Consider the following 16,767-nt stretch of genomic DNA (forward strand, 5'->3'; position numbering starts at 1 on the left):
CGGCCCCGGCGCACGGTAAAGGCGGATTTATACCACTCACGGCCTTTTGCGGCAATCGAGCCGTCCGTTGGGGTCCAAGCCCCAGTTGGGTTAGGATAGCCCACTTTTCCGGCCCCGCACCAACCCCGACGGGGCCCCGAACCGAGAGGATCCCGGTGCGTTTCGAGCAGCCCCTTCTGGAGGGAACCCTGATCCGCCGCTACAAGCGGTTTATGGCCGACGTGGAGCTCACGGACGGCTCCGTGGTAACCGCCCATTGCGCCAACTCCGGCTCCATGGCCACCTGCAAGGATCCGGGCCAGCCGGTGATGCTGCTGCCGGCGGACTCGCCCAAGCGCAAGCTCAAATACACCTGGGAGCTCTACCACAGCGGCGGCAGCTGGGTGGGCGTGAACACCCACCGCCCCAACGCCCTGGTGGCCGAGGCCATCGCCGCCGGCGAGGTGGCCGAGCTGGCCGGCTACGCCACCCAGCGCCGGGAGGTGAAGTACGGCCGCAACAGCCGCATCGACATCCTCCTGGAGGACCCCGAAAAGGGCCCCTGCCACGTGGAGGTGAAGAACTGCACCCTGCTGGCCCCGGACGGGGCGGTGCGCTTCCCCGACGCGGTCACCGAGCGGGGCCGCAAGCACCTCGACGAGCTGATGGAGCTGGCCGCCGACGGCGGGCGGGCGGTGATGTTCTTCCTGGTCAACCGCGCCGACGGGGAGGGCTTCGGCCCCGCCGACCACATCGACCCCGCCTACGGGGAGCGCCTGCGCGAGGCCGCGGAGGCCGGCGTGGAGCTGCTCGCCTACCGCACCCGCATCACCCCGGAGGGCATCGGGCTGGCCGGGGCCGAGCCCATCGACCTGGGCCCCGCCCACGAGCTGGCCCCCGCTTAGCCCAACGGGCCCCGTGCCCTATAATTGGTCCAAACCCAGAACGAGTCCCCGGAACGGATCTGCCATGTCGGTTCATATAAAGTCTGCCGAAGAGCTCGAGAAGATGCGCGTCTCCGGACGCCTGGCCGCCGAGGTGCTGCGGATGATCGCCCCCTACGTCAAACCGGGCGTGACCACCGGCGAGCTGGACCGCATCTGCCACGACTACATCGTCAACGAGCAGGGCGCCTACCCTTCCCCCCTGAACTACCACGGCTTCCCCAAGTCGGTGTGCACCACGGTGAACCACCAGGTCTGCCACGGCATCCCGGGGGACCGGGAGCTGCGCGACGGCGACATCCTCAACATCGACATCACCGTCAACAAGGACGGCTGGCACGGCGACACCAGCAAGATGTTCTACGTGGGCGAGCCCTCCAAGAAGGCCCGCAAGGCCTCGGAGGTGGCCCACGAGTCCATGGTGCGGGGCATCGAGCAGGTACGCCCCGGGGCCACCCTGGGCGACATCGGCCACGCCATCCAGACCTACGCCGAATCCCAGCACTGCAGCGTGGTGCGCGAGTACTGCGGCCACGGCATCGGCCAGGGCTTCCACGAGGAACCCCAGGTCATGCACTATGGGCGTCCCGGGGAAGGGCTCACGCTGGAGCCGGGGATGGTGTTCACCATCGAGCCCATGATCAACGCGGGCAAGCGCCACGTGAAGCTCCTCAAGGACGGCTGGACGGTGGTCACCAAGGACCACTCCCCCTCCGCCCAGTGGGAGCACACCCTCGTCGTCACGGAGGACGGCTACGAGGTGCTCACCCAGCTACCCGGCGACCCCCTCTAGCGCGGCTGGAGGGACGCCGAAGGGAGCGCCCATGTCTCCCCCCGGCCCCCGGCCTGCATACCGGCTGCGCCACCGCGATCGGATCTTCCCCGAGCGGGAATTCCCGGAACGGATCGCGGAGATCCAGCGCCTGCACCCCCCGGGCCAGGGCTGGACGCCCCCGGTCAAGGCCGCCTTCCTGGAGCGGTTCCGCGCCACCTACGAGGAAGGGCGCGCCTTTCTGGAAAGCCGTTTCGAGGAGGGGGCCACCGGGCGGGAGATCGTCCGCGGCCACGCCTACCTCACCGACCGCCTGATCCAGAGCCTCTGGCGCCTGCTGCCCGACTACCTGGAGACGGCGCGGCGCTCGGCCCCCCTGTGCGTCCTCGCCGTGGGCGGCTACGGGCGCGCCGAGCTGCACCCCCATTCCGACGTCGACCTCCTGGTCCTCCACGACGACACCGCCACCACGGCCGCAGCCTTCGCCGAGCCCCTCCTGCACTTCCTCTGGGACATGGGCCTGCCTGTCAGCAACGCCCTGCGCACGCCCGAGGAGTGCATCGGCGACGCCGACGCGGACATCACCATCCGCACCACGCTGCTGGAGGCCCGCCTGCTGGCGGGGGACCGGGACCTCTACGACCGCTTCCGGGAGACCTTCCTCGAGCGGGGACGAGGGGAGCCGGGCGACTTCATCGCCGCCAAGCTCGAGGAGCAGCGCCAGCGGCACGCGCGCTACGGGGGGCCGGTCTACAATCTGGAGCCCAACGTCAAGGAGAGCTGGGGCGGGCTGCGGGACCTCCACCTGCTGTTCTGGGTGGCGCGCCACCTCCACGACGTGGCCACCCTGCGCGACCTGGTGAAGCGGGGGGTCCTGTCGGCGGGGGAGCTCCGGTCGCTGGCCCGGTCCCAGGAGTTCCTGTGGCGGGTTCGCAACGGGCTGCACTACCTCACCGGGCGCAACGAGAACCGCCTGCAGTTCGACCACCAGCGCACCCTGGCGGAGCGCTTCGGCTACCGGGACACCGCCGCCACCCTGGCGGTGGAGAAGTTCATGAAGCGCTACTACCGCACCCTGCGCCAGGTGGTGGCCCTCACCAACATCGGCCTGCAGACCCTGCAGCAGGCGGGAGCAGCCCCCGAGGCGCGCCCCGCCGGGCCGGGCATGCGCTACCGGGGCCCCTACCTGGAGGCCGAGCGCCCCGAGGAGTTCCAGGAGGATCCTGCCCGAATCCTGACCTTCTTCGCCGACGCCCAGCACCTGGAGGAGCTGCCGCCCCTGGAGGCCGGCACCCTGCGGGCCCTGTGGGCCGGGGCGCGCAACGTGGACGGCGCCGTGCGGGCGGACCCGCGCGTCCGGGAAGGGCTGCTGCGCATCCTGAGCACCCCGGGCCGGGTGGCCGGGGTGCTGCGGCGCATGAACACCTACGGCCTGCTCGGCCGCTTCCTCCCGGAATTCGGGCGCATCGTCGGGCAGACGCAGCACAACCTATACCACATCTACCCGGTGGACGAGCACACCCTGCGCGCCATGGAGGTGGTGGACCAGTTCCACCGCGAGGAGTCCCCCCTGGCCATGGAGTCTCCCCTCGCCTGCCGCCTGGCCCGGCAGGTGCGCCGCCCCGAGATCCTCTACCTGGGCCTGCTCTGCCACGACATCGCCAAAGGCCGGGCCGGCGACCACTCCCTGCTGGGGGCCCGGGTGGCCCGCCGCCTGGGCCGGCGCCTGGGCCTGGACCCCGAGGACGCCGGGATCGCCGCCTGGCTGGTCCACGACCACCTCTACCTCTCCCAGGTGAGCCAGAAGCGGGACATCCACGACCCGGAGGTGATCGGCGAGGTGGCCTACCGCGTCCGCACCCAGAACCACCTGGACCTGCTGTTCCTCCTAACCGAGGCGGACATGCGGGCCACCGGCCCCAAGGTCTGGAACACCTGGAAGGCCCAGCTCCTGACCGACCTCTACTTCAACGTCCGGCAGGCCCTGCGCACCGGGGTACCCGCCGACACCCGGGCCCGCGCTCGGCGGATCCGCCGGCGGATCATCGAGACCCTGCAGGAGGAGGGATTCGATCCGGAAGAGGTGCGGGCCCACCTGAAGCGGGTCGGCCAGGACTACCTGCTGCACTACCATCCCGAGGAGCTGACCCAGCACACCCGCGCCCTGCTGGGCCGCGCGGGGCCCACCATCGTGGAGGTGGCCCCGCACATCCGGGCCGGCGGCACCGAGATCCTGCTCTACACCCCGGACCGGGCGGGCCTGTTCACCCTGGCCACCGGCACCCTGGCCAGCCTGGGCCTAAACATCATGGAGGCCAAGGTCCACACCACCCGCGACCACTGGGCCCTGGACTCCTTCCTGGTCCTGGACCAGGAGGACCGGCCGGTGCACGACCCCCGGGACCGGGCGCGCATCCGGGACCACCTCCAGGCGGCCCTGACGCAGCCCGCCTCGCTGCCGCCGGCCCCCAGCCGCCAGGGCTATCGCCAGCGGGCCCAGCGCCACTTCCACACCCCCGTGCGCGTCACCTTCCACCCCGGCAGCGCCGCGGGGGAGACCACCGCCGAGGTGATCGCCCCGGACGCCCCGGGGGTGCTCTACCGGATCGCGCGCATCCTCAACGAATTCGGCTGCCAGATCCACGCCGCCAAGGTGGCCACCTTCGGCGAGCGCACCGAGGACACCTTCCAGCTCTCCCACAAGGGCGCCCCGCTGGACACGGAGGAGCGCCGGCGTGGGCTGGCGGAAGCCATCCGGCGGGAGTTCGAGCCCGCCGAGGTTTCCTCCTGACCGTCGGGGCCGATCGACCGCCGACCTATTGCTCATCACGACTCGTTGTCGCGGCTGGTAGCCGCTCCCACAAGGCTCCCTCAGCCTGGCCGCGGTGGGCGTCCGACCCGGCGGCGCTAGCCGCCGAAGGGCCCCGGATCCCCCGCGCCGTAACGCAGGATCTCGGGCTCGTCGCCGGTCAGGTCCACCACCGTGGAGGGATTGGGCGGCACCGGGCCGGCGTCCAGCAGCAGATCGATGCTGTCGCCGCACTCCTCGCCGATGCTGGCGGCGTCCTCGAAGGCCCACTCCTCCCCCGCCAGGCGGGCGGTGGTGGTCACCAGGGGGCCACCCAGGGCCTCGACCAGGGCCTGCACCACCGGATCGGCGGAGATGCGGATGCCGATGGTCTTGCGGTTCTTCTGCTGGAGCTGGCGAGGCACCTCGGCGGTGGCCTCGAAAACGAAGGTGTAGGGTCCCGGCACCACCCGCTTGATCATCCGGTAGACGGCCGTGTCCATCCGGGCGTAGGTCCCCAGGCAGGACTCGTCGCCGCAGAGCAGGGTCCAGGTGTGGCTGGCGTTCAGCCCCCGGATCCGCTGGATGCGCTTCAGGGCCCCGGTGGCGCCGGGGGCGCAGCCGAAGGCGTAGCCCGTATCCGAGGGGAAGGCGATGACCGCGCTGCGGCTCCGCAGGGCCTCGGCCACCTGCTCCATGGTGCGGGGCTGTACCGACTGGGGCCGGATCTCGATGGTTCGCATGGCAGGTCCTCATCGGCCGCTGGCACTCACCCCAGAGAATTTGGTCCAATCGGGGGACGCGCGCAAGCCCGGGCAGGTTGACACCCGGCCCCGACTGTCGCAAGTTTTAGGGCCTTGCGAAACGGGCCCCTACCCGCGCGTTACGCTACCCCCTAGCCCTGGAACAAGGAGAGCGAAGGCATGGCATTTGTCGTGGCCGAGCCCTGCATCAAGTGCAAATATACCGATTGCGTCGAGGTCTGCCCGGTCGACTGCTTCCATGAAGGCCCCAACTTCCTGGTCATCGACCCCGACGAGTGCATCGACTGCACCCTGTGCGAGCCCGAGTGCCCGGTGACGGCCATCTTCCGCGAGGAGGAACTGCCGGAAAAGTGGGAGCACTACACCGAGCTGAACGCGGATCTCTCCCAGGACTGGCCGGTGATCACCGAGCAGAAGGATCCGCCGCCGGACGCCGACGAGTGGGCCGAGGTGGAGGAGAAGTACGAGCACCTGGAGCGGTAGGCCGCTTTCCCGGGGCTCGGCGGCTCCCCCCCTCCCGGCCCGCGGCGCCCCCCTCCTCCGGGGCCGATGCGGGGAGCCGGGGCCGGCTGCCCGAGCCGGGTCGGGGCCCCGGAGGACATACCCGGTACGCGTGCGCCCGAACGAGTAAGGCCGGCAGCGGATCGCTGCCGGCCTTTTTGCGTTCCAGCCGCCGCGGCGGCGGACGGTGGCCCCTACTCCGCCTTGACGTAGGCGAAGCCCTCCTGCTGAAGCCGGGCCACCTCCACCACGCCGGAATCCACGAAGGTCACCCCCTCGTAGAAGTCGTCCTTGGAGAGCCCGAGCTGCTCCCGGGTGATGTCGCAGATGGCCACCTCCACGTCGTAGGTGCTCATCATGGACTTGACCCGTCCCCGCAGCTCCTCGCGCTGCTCCTTCAGCTCTTCCCCGGCCTCGAAGGGCGTGCCTTCCAGGGGTTTGTCGGTGAAGTAGCGCACGCCGAAGGAGTTGGCCACGATCCGCACGTCGGAATCGATGAGCTGGTTCTCGTAATGCTGCACCATGTTGTAGGTGCTGGTGAGCTGGGCGGAGAAACGCCGCACCCCCGGGTAATCCACGTGGTAGACCACCTTGGGCTCGGGCCCGTCCATGCCCATTTGCGCCCACGCCGCCGGGCTCAGCATGATCCCGGTAAGCATCCCCGCAACGATCAGCACGATCTTCCTCATGGCAGCTCCCCTTGGACCGTAGAGGCATTGTCGTCCCACACTGGCAAAGTGGGACGCCTTCCACAATAATAAGGATACTACCAAGCAGGATTCGCGACGCCATAACCCCTTGTGATCCCTGACCAACCGGCCCGGAGGAATCTCCATGCGCCTGGGCATCCTCACCGGCGGCGGCGACGCCCCGGGACTGAACGCCGTGATCCGCGCCGTGGTCCGGGCCGCCATGCGCACCCACGGCTGGCCCGCCGTCCTGGGCATCCCGGAAGGGTTCAAAGGGCTGGTGGAGCGCCTCGACCCCATCGAGCTGACCCCCTTCACCACCCGGGGCCTGATCAACCGGGGCGGCACCATCCTGCACACCACCAACCGTGCCAACCCCTTCCAGTACCCGGTTGGGGAGGATCGGTACGCGGATCGCTCCGACGAGGCCATACAGCGCATCGAAGAGCTCGGCATCGACGCCCTGGTGGTGCTCGGCGGCGACGGCTCCCTGAGCATCGCCCACAAGCTCGCCGCCAAGGGCGTCCGGGTGATGGGCACCCCCAAGACCATCGACAACGACATCCAGGGCACCGAACTCTGCTTCGGCCACCAGACCGCCGTGGCCACCGCCACCGACGCCCTGGACCGCCTGCACACCACCGCCGAGAGCCACCACCGCATCATGGTGGTGGAGCTCATGGGCCGCTACGCGGGCTGGATCGCCCTGCGCGCGGGGGTGGCCGGCGCCGCCGACGCCATCCTCATCCCGGAGACCCCCTTCGAGCCCGACCGCCTCTGCGCGCGGATCCGGGACCGGGCCCAACAGGGGGCCACCTTCAGCATCATCGTTGTCGCGGAGGGCGCCAAGCCCAAGGGGGGCGACGTCTCGGTCCTGCAGCCCGGGGAGGGGGTCTACCAGGCCCAGCTAGGCGGGATCGGCCACCAGGTCGCCGGGATGCTGGAGGGGGTGACGCACCTGGAGACCCGGGTCACGGTGCTCGGGCACGTGCAGCGGGGCGGCGGGCCGGTGGCCCAGGACCGCCTCCTCGCCACCCACTACGGGGTGGCGGCCGTGGACGCCCTGGCCCGGGGCGAGCACAACAGCATGGTCACCTTCGACGGCCAGCGGATCGGCACCATCCCCCTGGAGCAGGTGGCCGGCGGCTTCCGCCCCGTGCCCCAGGACCATCCGCTGCTCGAATCGGCCCGCCAGCTGGGGGTCATCCTCGGGGAATAGGCCCGCCTATCCAGGCGCCTCCGGGCCTGTTATCATCCCGCGCTTGCCCAGATCCAGTCCGGCCGCCGGGCAACCCCATTTCGACGCCGATCCCGGGCCGACTCCAGGCGTTCCCGGGCGTGATCCGAATTCTTGCAACCTTTCCTTTGTCAGTCTGGGAGGATGGCATGTCCAAAAAGCACCCGATCGTTGCGGTGACGGGCTCCTCCGGTGCCGGAACCACCACCGTCAAGAACGCCTTCAACGACATCTTCCGGTGGGAAAACATCACCCCGGCCGTCATCGAGGGCGACAGCTTCCACGCCTACGAGCGCGCGGATATGAAGGAGAAGATGGCCGAGGCCGAGAAGAAGGGCGAGAACTTCAGCCACTTCGGCCCCGAGGCCAACCACTTCGCCAAGCTCGAGGAGCTGTTCAAGACCTACGGCGAGACCGGGACCGGGCAGCGCCGCTTCTACATCCACAGCGATGAGGAGGCCGAGCAGCACAACGCCCGCCTGGGCATCGACAAGAAGCCCGGCCAGTTCACCCCGTGGGAGGACCTCCCCGAGTCCGACCTGCTGTTCTACGAGGGCCTGCACGGCGGGGTGGCCGACCCCGAGGCCGGCGTGGACGTGGCCCAGTGGACCGACCTGCTGGTGGGCGTGGTGCCGGCGGTGAACCTGGAGTGGATCCAGAAGATCAGCCGCGACACCGCCGAGCGCGGCTACGACGCCAGCGTGGTGACCGACACCATCCTGCGCCGCATGCACGACTACGTGCACTACATCACGCCGCAGTTCTCCCGCACCCACATCAACTTCCAGCGGGTGCCGCTGGTGGACACCTCCAACCCCTTCATCGCCCGGGACATCCCCACCCCGGACGAGTCCATGGTGGTGATCCACTTCAATGCCTACAAGGACCAGGACTGGCCCTATCTGCTGTCCATGATCGAGGGCTCGTTCATGTCCCGGCCCAACACCCTGGTGGTGCCCGGGCCGAAGATGGGCTTCGCCATGGAGCTGATCCTGAACCCCATCATCCACGAGCTGGTGGGCAAGAAGTCGGCCTGAGCGCGACGGCATGCCGTCTCCAAGCCCGGCCCTTGAGGCCGGGCTTTTTTTGCCCCCTTTCGGGTCAGGTCCGGTTCTCCCACGGGAACCCCTCCCGCCGCCGCGGCACCCCCAGGAACGCGCAAAAACGGTCGTAGTCCTCTGGCCGCTTCACGTTGACCACCAGCAGGTCCTCCGGGCGGTGGCGGAAATAGTCCCGCACCATCTTGTTGTGGGTGTGGTAGAAATCGAGGAGCGCGTCCTTCCGGAAGGGATCGTCGCCGGGCACCCGGTGGACGGTGGTGTGCACGTGGTAGCGGAACCCGGGATAGGGCCCCGGCGCCTCCTTCAGGTCCCGGGCCGTCGGCGGGATGCGGCCGTTCGCCCATCTCCGGCCCAGGAACCGGACCAGGGAGCGGTACCACTCCTCGGCGTCGTCGCGCACCGTGAGGACGAAGCGGCTGCCGGGGAAGGCCCGGTCCAGGGCCATGAAAGTGTAGGGCCAGCTGAAGGGGGCGTCCTGGAAGAACTGGGCGGTCCGGCAGAGCTCGATCACCGGCCGGAAGTCCCGGCGGGCCCAGGCGTCTACCAGCACCTTGCCCTTCATCTCGTCCCCCACCACGTACCCCTGGTCGAGCATCTCCCGCTCCAGGGAAGTGGTGCCGGTCTTGTTCAGGCCCACGCAGAAGACCTTCTCTTTACCGGCTACCCGCAGCCAGTCCCGGTAGTGCCGGGTCCTCCGGCTGATTCCCGCTGCCAGGCTCATCGGAACGCCCCTTCCCGGCCGTCCCCCCTGCCGGCCTAACGCAACCGGTCATACCGTGCATACTGGTCCTACGGATCAGGTTGGGCGGGAAGGGGTCGGTGCGTCGAGGGACCGGGGGCCCGGATCTTGGCCTGGAGCAAATCGGGAATGTTGGGGCGGCCGGGGGCGCCCTGCCTACGGGTTCGGGAGGAAGAGCGCGGCCAAGGGGAGGCGCAGAAGGGACTCAGGGGGAGAGGCGGCCCTCGGCCTCCAGCGTGCAGTCGGCGTACTGGTGGAACTCCGCCAGGTAATCGGCCACCTCGGCGCGCAGCTCGGGGTTCTCCAGGGCGCCGGACTCGGAGAGCTGCTCCTGGATGGCGGGCAGGAACAGGTAGCGGCCGAAGGGCCGGGCGCGGATGTGGGCCAGCACGGAGAGCAGGGCGTCGGCGGCGCGGGTGCCGGCGAAGCGCGCCGCGCCCAGGGCCACGATGCCCACCGGCTTGCCGCGCAGAACCGAGGGGTAGCCCAGGTTGTCGAGCACCAGCTTGATCACCCCGGAATAGCTGCCGTGGTATTCGGGGGTGACCAGGATCACCCCCCGGGCGGCGTCCACCTGCTCCACCACCGGCTGGAAGCCCTCCACCGGGCCGCCGGCCACCGCCCCGTCCATGAGGGCGGGGAGATGGGCGCCGGGCTGCAGGCGCTGCACGGCCTGGCCCGCCACCTCCTCCAGGGACCCGGCCAGATGGCGGGCCACCAGCCCGGTGCGGCTGTCGGGCCGGGCCGAGCCCTCCAGGATCATGTAGGCCATGGCGTGCGCTCCTCCCGGCTGCCCCGGGCGAAAATGGAAACTGGCTAATATACTACTTTTCCACAGCCCCCGGCAACGCCGCCCGCCCCGACGCACCAAATCAGTGCACCCGGACCCGCATTTGCCCTATACTGGGGCATCCGCCCCGCCACCGTGCCCGCTTTTGGCCCAATTCGGGCTGGCACGGCTCATGCACCCTTGCCCGGCCAGCAACGCAAGGCTTTTCCATCAGGAGGCACCCCCCATGGCCCAAGGCGCCGACCAAGTCTTCCGCATGATCGAGGAGCACAACGCCCGCTTCGTCGATCTCCGCTTCACCGACCCGCGCGGCAAGTGGCAGCACATGACCCTGCCCGCGCACGGCCTGGACGAGGACACCTTCGAGGAGGGCTTCTCCTTCGACGGCTCCTCCATCGACGGCTGGAAGGAGATCCACGAGTCGGACATGCTCCTGGTCCCCGACCCGGACACGGCCTTCCTCGATCCCTTCTTCGAGGAGCCCACCGTCGTACTCACCTGCGACGTTGCCGAGCCCGACACCATGGAGGGCTACAACCGCGACCCCCGCTCCGTGGCCAAGCGCGCCGAGGCCTACCTGAAGTCCAGCGGCATCGGCGACACCGCCTACTTCGGCCCCGAGCCCGAGTTCTTCATGTTCGACTCGGTGCGCTGGGACGTGAAGATGGAGAAATGCGGCTACCAGATCGACTCCGAGGAAGGCGTGTGGAACTCCGGCGCCGACTTCGAGGGCGGCAACTGGGGCCACCGGCCCGCGGTGAAGGGCGGCTACTTCCCCGTGCCCCCCGTGGACTCCAGCCAGGACATCCGCTCCGCCATGACCCTGGTGATGGAGGAGATCGGCATCACCCCGGAGATCCACCACCACGAGGTGGCCACCGCCAACCAGAACGAGGTGGGCTTCCGCTTCGCCGAGGGCGTGATCCAGGGCGACCAGCTGCAGAAGTTCAAGTACGTGATCCACAACATGGCCCACGCCTTCGGCAAGACCGCCACCTTCATGCCCAAGCCGGTGGTGGGCGACAACGGCACCGGCATGCACGTGCACATGTCCATCTGGAAGGACGGCGAGAACACCTTCTCCGGTGACAAGTACGCCGGCCTCTCCCAGGAGGCGCTGTATTACATCGGCGGCATCATCAAGCACGCCAAGGCCCTCTGCGCCTTCACCAACGCCTCCACCAACAGCTACAAGCGGCTGGTGCCGGGCTTCGAGGCCCCCGTCCTGCTGGCCTACTCCAACCGCAACCGCTCGGCGAGCATCCGCATCCCGGCGGTGGGCTCGCCCAAGGCGCGGCGCATCGAGGTGCGGTTCCCCGACCCCACGGCCAACCCGTACCTGGCCTTCTCGGCCCTGCTTATGGCCGGCCTGGACGGCATCGAGAACAAGATCGACCCGGGCGAAGCGCTGGACAAGAACCTCTACGACCTGCCCCCCGAGGAGCTCGAGGACGTGCCCACGGTTGCGGCCAGCTTCGAGGAGGCCCTGGACGCCCTCGACGCCGACCGGGCTTTCCTGACCAAGGGCGGCGTGTTCACCGACGACGCCATCGACGGCTACCTGGAGCTGCGCCGCGAGGAGGTGGAGCAGGTGCGCATGACCACCCACCCGGTGGAATTCGCCCTGTACTACAGCGTCTAAGCGGGCGACGGGCGCCAGGCCCCGTGCCCCCGCGTGCTGAACGGCGACCTCCCCGGATCCGGGGAGGTCGTTCTGTTTCCGGCCCCCGAAACGTTGCGCCATGAACCGGAGCGCCGCCCCATGAACCAGCCCAGACCGGCCCAGATCCTCGATTCCCTGGCCACGGCGGTGCTCGGCTTCGACGAGCGGCTGCAGCTGGAATGGATGAACCCGGCGGCCGAGGAGCTGTTCGCCGTCGGCCTGCGCCAGGGCCGGGACCGGGCCTTCGAGACCCTGTTCCCCGAGCGCACCGATCTGGTGCAGCGGGCCCGGGAGGTGCTCGCCCAGCCCCGCGTAGTGAGCGAACGGGAGATCTGGCTCCAGCGCCCCGGGGACGGCGGCCGCCTGGTGGACGTGACCTTCTCCCCCCTGCCCCTGGAGGGGGACCGCCTCGGCCTGCTGGTGGAGGCCACCCTCTCCGACCGCCGCTCGCGCATCGCCCAGGAGGGCCGCCGCATCGAGGAGCAGCGGGCCCTGCGCCGGGTGGTCCGGGGCCTGGCCCACGAGGTGAAGAACCCCCTCGGCGGCCTGCGCGGGGCGGCCCAGCTGCTCGCGGCCCACCTCCCCGACCCGGCGCTGGCCGAGTACACCGAGGTCATGGAGCACGAGGTGGACCGCCTGCTCAAGCTCCTGGAGTCCCTGCAGGGCCCCCGCCGCGCCCGGCAGCTGGCGCCCCTGAACATCCACCAGGTCCTGGAGCGGGTGCGGCGGCTGGTGGGCGCCGAGGCCCCGGAGGGGGTGGCCATCCTCCGCGACTACGACCCCAGCCTCCCGGAGATCACCGGCGACTTCGACCAGCTGGTCCAGGTGTTCTTGAACCTCGCCCAGAACGCCGTCCAGGCGGTGGCCGGCCAGGGCGGCGGGCGCGTGGTCCTGCGCACCCGGGTGGAGCGCAACTACACCATCGAAGGCAACCGCCATCCCCTGGCCCTGCGCGTGGACGTGGCCGACAACGGCCCCGGCATCCCCGAGGCGGAGCAGAGCCAGATCTTCTATCCCCTGGTGACCAGCCGGGCGGAGGGGCGGGGCCTCGGACTGTCCATCGCCCAGGACCTGGTGACCGCCCACGGCGGCGTCATCGACCTGCAGAGCCGCCCCGGCGAAACCGTCTTCCAGGTCACCCTGCCCCTCGCGCCGCCGGCCGAGGGGGAAACCAACGAGCACGGAGCGCCCGGCTTATGAGCCCGACCGTATGGGTGGTAGACGACGACGCCTCCATCCGCTGGGTCCTGGAGAAGGCCCTTGGGGAGGCGGGCATGGAGGTGCGTGCCTTCGAGTCGGCGGCCCCGGTGCTGCGGGAGCTGCCGGAGGGCCGCCCCGACCTGGTGATCTCCGACGTGCGCATGCCGGGCGAGGACGGCTTCGCCCTGCTGCGCCGCATCCGGGCGGACCATCCCGGCCTGCCCGTGCTCCTCACCACCGCCTACAGCGACATGGACGCCGCGGTGGCGGCCTTCGAGGAGGGCGCCTTCGAGTACCTGCCCAAGCCCTTCAACGTGGCCGAGGCGGTCTCCCTGGCCCGCCACGCCATCGCCCAGGCCCCCGCCGCCGGGGAGGAGCCCGCGGCGGAGGAGAAGCGCCCCGAGATCCTCGGCGAGGCGCCGGCCATGCAGCAGGTGTTCCGCATCATCGGGCGCCTGGTGAGCTCCGAGGCCAACGTCCTGATCACCGGCGAGTCGGGCACCGGCAAGGAGCTGGTGGCGCGCGCCCTGCACCGCCACAGCCCCCGTGCAGGCGGCCCCTTTGTCGCCCTCAACACCGCCGCCGTGCCCGCCGAACTGCTGGAATCGGAGCTGTTCGGCCACGAGCGCGGCGCCTTCACCGGCGCCGTGGAGCGCCGCCTGGGGCGCTTCGAGGAGGCCGAGGGCGGCACCCTGTTCCTCGACGAGATCGGCGACATGCCGGCGGAGCTGCAGACGCGTCTGCTGCGGGTGCTGGCCGAGGGCGAATTCCAGCGCGTCGGCGGCCGCCAGCTCCTGCACGCCGACGTACGCATCATCGCCGCCACCCACCAGGACCTGCCCGCCCTGATCGCCGACGGCGGCTTCCGCGAGGACCTCTACCACCGCCTCAACGTGGTCCCCATCCACCTGCCGCCCCTGCGTGAGCGCCGCGAGGACATCCCCCGCCTGGCCCGCCATTTCCTGGAGGAGGTGGCCGCCGAGCTGGGCCTGCAGCCCAAGCAGCCGGACCCGGAGACCCTGTCCCTCCTGGCGGCCCACACCTGGCCCGGCAACGTCCGCGAGCTGGAGAACCTCTGCCGGCGCCTGACCCTAATGGCCCCCGGCGCCACCATCCTCCCCGAGGACCTGCCCGAGCCCTACCGGGAGGCCCCCGCCGAGACGGACACCGGCGGCTGGCAGGAGGCCCTCGCCGAGTGGGTGCGCGGCGCCCTGGGGGCCGGCCGGGACGAGGTGGGCGACCGGGTCCAGGCGGAGACGGAGCGCGTCCTCATCCGCGAGGCCCTGGCCCACACCGGCGGCCACCGCCAGCGCGCCGCCGCCCTCCTGGGCTGGGGCCGCAACACCCTCACCCGCAAGATCCGCGAGCGCGGACTGTCCCCCGAGGACGACAACTGACCCCTGTCCGCCTCCGGGTTGCCCCATTCCCGGATGACTGTGGTTATAATTCCCTACGGAATTACCGCACACGCTTAAGGGGGACCCCATGCGCCGAATCCAGAACGGCCCTGCCGCCGAGACAGGCCACGCGGACGGGACCGCGGCGCCAGGAAGGCTTCGCCACCACGTCCTGCCCGGGCTGGCCCTGGGCCTGCTCCTGCTGCCGGCGCCCGCGGGGGCGGCGGACGACTGCCCCAGCGATGCCAGCACGACCTGTTCCGTGGACGTGGGGAGCTCGTCCGAAGGGGAAATGGGAGGAAACTCAGATACCGACTGGTTCAAAGTTACGGGATTAGAGGCGGGGAAAACCTACCGCTTCCATCAAAAGGGAGAGACCAGCGATGAAACCCTGACGCTGCTCGATCCTTATGCCCGGCTAGTTGACGCAAACGGCACGGTAGTCGCGGAGGATGACGACACTGGGCCCATGAACAACGCCCAGATCACCTATAGTCCCGTGGAAGCCGAACTACCTCTCTATTTGGAAGCTGACAACCAACCCGACGATCCCTCGGGAACCTATCGTGTTTCGGTTGAGGAATTTGTGGACGATGACTGCGTAGACCGCCCCCATACCGATTCAGATTGCGCCCTGGAGCTAGATACAATTATAACTTGGGGTATTGATTTCGCGGGCGATGAAGATTGGCTTAAAGCCTCCGTTGATACTTCTTCCGGGCCACATTACCAATTTTCCGTTGCGAATTCCGATTCTCAAGATGTGTCCCTAGAATTACGGGCTCAGGACGGCAACCTCCATATTGCTGACGAGGGAGCTGACGAAGCAACCCTGACCTTCACCACCACCGATGACAGCAACTATTTTGCGGCAGTTAGCTTTTTATCCAGTGAAACTGGGGATTTTTCTGCAACGTATACAAATTACTCCGGTGGTTGCCCAAGCAATCCGTTATACCCGTCGGCCCTCGATTATTCCAATTATTCCACGGACTATCAGAAATGCGGTGCGGAGGCCCCCGGACCAGACGCAGGCTCCGCGACCCTTTCCGGCTCAATTGAGCCAGTTGGGGATACCGACTGGTTCAAGATCACCGGCATGCAAGCCGACCAGTCCTACCAGTTGGACCTAACATCGGGCACCGACGGCCTCCCGGACCCGCTTCTCCGCATCTACGACGCGGAGGGCAACGAGCTGGCCGTCGATGACGACGGGGGGAGCAAAGAAGATGCCCAGCTGGGCTTCAGCCCACCGGCGGACGGGGACTACTTTGCCTCCGCCGAATCGAGCCCCAAGGACGACCAGCGCGGCGGATACTCGCTAGAAGTGGCCAATTATTCGGACCGAGACTGCGCCGGAAGCAACGCCACCGATTGCGGCATAAAGATTGGTGACACTCTGGTCGCGGACGGCAGTACTTCCTGGGATTACGAGGTTCATGTCAGCGGCGACTCGGACTGGTTTGCCGTCTCGGGCATGACTGCGGGAGAATCCTATAAGTTTGAGTTAAGGAACACTGACGGGATCCTGCAGGACCCCTACCTGAGTGTCTACGACAGCAATGGCGAGGAGCTACGCTCCAGCGGCCTAAGCAAGGACCCGGCCCAACTAGGGTTCACTCCCCCGGACAATGGCGATTACTGGATCGCCGCCGAATCCGGAACCGAAGGGGACACCGGGGCGTACGAGCTCAGCGCAGGAAAGTTCAACGATGACCACGCCGACTGCGCCACCTCCGCCTGCAGTCCGGGCACCTTGCCCGTAGACGACTCGGCAAACGGGGAGCTGGAGGTTCCCGGCGACCGCGACTGGTTCAAGGTGGACCTGGAGAGCGGCAACTACTACACCTTCACTCTGAGTGGAGACACCCTGGGCGCCCCCCATGTGCGTCTGCGCACCGATGACGGCTCCATCCTCGCCAGCCAGGCCGCCTCCCCTGACTCCTCGGAGGCCAAGGTGACCCACGAGCCCGGAGCCAACCAGACCGTCTACTTAGAGGCGGCATCGGTGGAGGACGAGAGCGCCGGCACCTACACCGTTTCCGCCACCGCCCAGGATCTCTCCGGCGGAACGGGCGGTGGCAGCAGCGACGGCGGCGGCAGTGGGGGCGGGGGCGGCTGCGCCCTGGCCGCCGAGCCGCAGCCGCTGGACCCCACCCTGCCGCTGCTGGCGGGGCTGGGGCTGGCCTACCTCCTGCGCCGGGGCCGGCCCCGCGCCTGAGCCCCGGCAGCGCCGTACTGTA

Annotated in this window: 14 protein-coding genes; 10 read left to right on the forward strand and 4 right to left on the reverse strand. The window is 69.1% G+C overall.

Annotation, left to right across the window (positions count from 1 at the left end):
* The first annotated feature begins 155 nt into the window (after nucleotides 1–155).
* From sfsA to glnD, 3 genes are all read left to right on the forward strand, one after another.
* Entirely contained in the window at nucleotides 156–884 is a 729-nt protein-coding gene (sfsA, locus tag AN478_RS01230; RefSeq protein ID WP_074471438.1) for a DNA/RNA nuclease SfsA, read from the forward strand.
* Between the two features lie 64 nt (nucleotides 885–948).
* Complete coding sequence (map, locus tag AN478_RS01235; protein WP_054964794.1) at nucleotides 949–1,716, forward strand: type I methionyl aminopeptidase; 768 nt, start codon at nucleotides 949–951, stop codon at nucleotides 1,714–1,716.
* A gap of 31 nt (nucleotides 1,717–1,747) precedes the next feature.
* Complete coding sequence (gene glnD, locus AN478_RS01240) at nucleotides 1,748–4,486, forward strand: [protein-PII] uridylyltransferase (RefSeq protein ID WP_054964795.1); 2,739 nt, start codon at nucleotides 1,748–1,750, stop codon at nucleotides 4,484–4,486.
* A gap of 116 nt (nucleotides 4,487–4,602) precedes the next feature.
* Here glnD and AN478_RS01245 read toward each other — a convergent pair whose 3' ends face one another.
* A complete protein-coding gene (locus AN478_RS01245) occupies nucleotides 4,603–5,226 on the reverse strand; it encodes an L-threonylcarbamoyladenylate synthase (protein WP_054964796.1) in 624 nt (207 codons plus the stop codon).
* A gap of 180 nt (nucleotides 5,227–5,406) precedes the next feature.
* Between AN478_RS01245 and fdxA the strand changes: the two genes are divergently transcribed.
* On the forward strand, nucleotides 5,407–5,730 hold the full coding sequence (gene fdxA, locus AN478_RS01250; RefSeq protein WP_054964797.1) for a ferredoxin FdxA: 324 nt from the start codon (nucleotides 5,407–5,409) through the stop codon (nucleotides 5,728–5,730).
* A gap of 212 nt (nucleotides 5,731–5,942) precedes the next feature.
* On the opposite strand, the gene AN478_RS01255 is transcribed toward fdxA, so the two are convergent.
* The gene (locus tag AN478_RS01255) at nucleotides 5,943–6,437 is read right to left on the reverse strand and encodes a DsrE family protein (RefSeq protein ID WP_054964798.1); all 495 of its coding nucleotides are present in this window, start codon (nucleotides 6,435–6,437) and stop codon (nucleotides 5,943–5,945) included.
* Between the two features lie 145 nt (nucleotides 6,438–6,582).
* On the opposite strand from AN478_RS01255, the gene AN478_RS01260 reads away from it, so the two are divergent.
* Together AN478_RS01260 and AN478_RS01265 are read left to right on the forward strand one after the other, a co-directional pair.
* The gene (locus AN478_RS01260) at nucleotides 6,583–7,656 is read left to right on the forward strand and encodes a 6-phosphofructokinase (protein WP_054964799.1); all 1,074 of its coding nucleotides are present in this window, start codon (nucleotides 6,583–6,585) and stop codon (nucleotides 7,654–7,656) included.
* Nucleotides 7,657–7,823: 167 nt separating this feature from the next.
* Nucleotides 7,824–8,711, forward strand: a complete 888-nt coding sequence (locus AN478_RS01265) for a phosphoribulokinase (protein WP_054964800.1) — start codon at nucleotides 7,824–7,826, stop codon at nucleotides 8,709–8,711.
* A gap of 64 nt (nucleotides 8,712–8,775) precedes the next feature.
* Here AN478_RS01265 and AN478_RS01270 read toward each other — a convergent pair whose 3' ends face one another.
* Nucleotides 8,776–9,456 carry a sulfotransferase gene (locus AN478_RS01270; RefSeq protein WP_054964801.1) on the reverse strand — a complete coding sequence of 227 codons (681 nt, stop codon included), beginning with the start codon at nucleotides 9,454–9,456 and terminating at the stop codon, nucleotides 8,776–8,778.
* Nucleotides 9,457–9,679: 223 nt separating this feature from the next.
* Nucleotides 9,680–10,246 carry an NADPH-dependent FMN reductase gene (locus AN478_RS01275; protein ID WP_054964802.1) on the reverse strand — a complete coding sequence of 189 codons (567 nt, stop codon included), beginning with the start codon at nucleotides 10,244–10,246 and terminating at the stop codon, nucleotides 9,680–9,682.
* Between the two features lie 244 nt (nucleotides 10,247–10,490).
* On the opposite strand from AN478_RS01275, the gene glnA reads away from it, so the two are divergent.
* The 4 genes from glnA to AN478_RS14605 all read left to right on the forward strand — a co-directional run bounded on the left by glnA (nucleotide 10,491) and on the right by AN478_RS14605 (nucleotide 16,745).
* A complete protein-coding gene (gene glnA / locus AN478_RS01280) occupies nucleotides 10,491–11,906 on the forward strand; it encodes a type I glutamate--ammonia ligase (RefSeq protein WP_054964803.1) in 1,416 nt (471 codons plus the stop codon).
* Between the two features lie 120 nt (nucleotides 11,907–12,026).
* Nucleotides 12,027–13,127 (forward strand): nitrogen regulation protein NR(II), encoded by a 1,101-nt coding sequence (gene glnL / locus AN478_RS01285; protein ID WP_054964804.1) that lies wholly within the window; start codon nucleotides 12,027–12,029, stop codon nucleotides 13,125–13,127.
* Nucleotides 13,124–14,524 (forward strand): nitrogen regulation protein NR(I), encoded by a 1,401-nt coding sequence (ntrC, locus tag AN478_RS01290; RefSeq protein WP_054964805.1) that lies wholly within the window; start codon nucleotides 13,124–13,126, stop codon nucleotides 14,522–14,524. The genes glnL and ntrC overlap by 4 nt, the downstream gene beginning before the upstream one ends.
* A gap of 469 nt (nucleotides 14,525–14,993) precedes the next feature.
* Nucleotides 14,994–16,745 carry a pre-peptidase C-terminal domain-containing protein gene (locus AN478_RS14605; protein WP_269434432.1) on the forward strand — a complete coding sequence of 584 codons (1,752 nt, stop codon included), beginning with the start codon at nucleotides 14,994–14,996 and terminating at the stop codon, nucleotides 16,743–16,745.
* The last annotated feature ends 22 nt before the right edge of the window (nucleotides 16,746–16,767 follow it).

Source organism: Thiohalorhabdus denitrificans (assembly GCF_001399755.1).
Classification (GTDB): domain Bacteria; phylum Pseudomonadota; class Gammaproteobacteria; order Thiohalorhabdales; family Thiohalorhabdaceae; genus Thiohalorhabdus; species Thiohalorhabdus denitrificans.